The following is a 1,062-nucleotide window of genomic DNA, read 5'->3' on the forward strand; positions in this document are numbered from 1 at the left end:
GCAGCAGGTGTGCTGCTATATCACCCATACCAATGCCCAGACCCACGACATCATTCGCAGCGGTTTTGACCGCAGCCCCATGTTTACGGGGGTGATTGATGGGGTGGGGCCGCGCTACTGCCCGTCCATCGAAGACAAGGTGAACCGCTACCCGGACAAGGACAGCCACCAGATTTTCGTGGAACCGGAAGGGCTCAATACCCACGAGCTATACCCCAATGGCATTTCCACCAGCCTGCCGTTTGATGTGCAGCTGCAGGCGGTGCGTTCCATTCGGGGTTTCGAGAACGCCCATATCACCCGTCCGGGTTACGCCATCGAGTACGACTATTTCAATCCCCAGGATCTCAAACATAGCCTGGAAACCCAGCACATGCCGGGGCTGTTCTTCGCCGGCCAGATCAACGGCACCACAGGTTATGAAGAAGCGGGTGCCCAGGGGTTGCTGGCGGGCCTGAATGCGGCGCTGCTGAGCCAGGGCAAAGACGCCTGGACCCCGCGCAGGGACGAGGCCTACATCGGTGTGCTGGTGGATGATCTGATCACCATGGGCACCCAGGAGCCTTATCGCATGTTCACCAGCCGCGCGGAATACCGGCTGTTGCTGCGTGAAGACAATGCCGATCTGCGACTCACCGAAAAAGGCCGCGAGCTGGGCCTGGTGGACGATGAACGTTGGGCTGCCTTTAATGCCAAGCGCGAGGGCATGGCGCAGGAAGAGCTGCGCCTGAAGAGCACCTGGGTGCGCCCGAAAACGCCGCAAGCCGAGGCGGTGAATGCCCTGATCGAGAAGCCCCTGGCCCACGAATACAATCTGCTCGACTTGCTCAAGCGCCCGGAGCTGACCTACGCCAGCCTGGCGGATGCAGTGTCGTTGGCGGAGCGCCCGGATGCGGCGGTCATCGAGCAGATGGAAATTCTTGCCAAGTACGCAGGGTATATTGACCGCCAGGCCGACGAGATCGAAAAACTGCGGGCGGCGGAAACCACCGCGCTGCCGGCGGAATTCGATTACGGCCAGGTAAAAGGCCTGTCCAATGAGGTGAAGCAGAAGCTCGGCGA

The 1,062-nt window shown here is 60.6% G+C and carries 1 protein-coding gene; it reads left to right on the forward strand.

Translation table 11 applies throughout. The annotated features are described in order from the left end of the window. Nucleotides 1-1,062, forward strand: a 1,062-nt coding sequence (locus A3730_RS05075; RefSeq protein ID WP_082872263.1) for an FAD-dependent oxidoreductase, incomplete at both ends; no start/stop codon positions are given.

Source organism: Alcanivorax sp. HI0044, assembly GCF_001634945.1.